The 279-nt window shown below is 66.3% G+C and carries 1 protein-coding gene; it reads right to left on the bottom strand.

Annotated features, from left to right (window positions below):
- A partial coding sequence (locus tag EN869_RS34150) for a 2Fe-2S iron-sulfur cluster-binding protein (RefSeq protein ID WP_245519980.1) occupies positions 1 to 275 on the bottom strand: 275 nt, incomplete at its 3' end.
- Positions 276 to 279 lie beyond the last annotated feature (4 nt).

The following is a 279-nucleotide window of genomic DNA, read 5'->3' on the forward strand; positions in this document are numbered from 1 at the left end:
AGTGCTTCGACGGTGCGCGGCGCGTGGAAGCGCTGACCGCCGTGTTCGTAGTGAAACGTATGATCGCGTTGCAGCGTGGCAAGCGCGGCCCCGAGTGCTTCCACGTTCAGCGGCGCTTTTGGCGCGGGCGCTTCGAACATGCGCACGGCCGCATCCACGATCGGACGATAGCCGGTGCAGCGGCACAGGTTGCCGGTGAGCGTGTTGCTGATCGCTTCGCGCGACGGCACCGTCCGGTTCGCGCAGCTCTGCTCGTGGCCGTGCTTTTCGTACAGGGAC

Source organism: Mesorhizobium sp. M2D.F.Ca.ET.226.01.1.1 (genome assembly GCF_004022705.2).
Classification (GTDB): domain Bacteria; phylum Pseudomonadota; class Alphaproteobacteria; order Rhizobiales; family Rhizobiaceae; genus Mesorhizobium.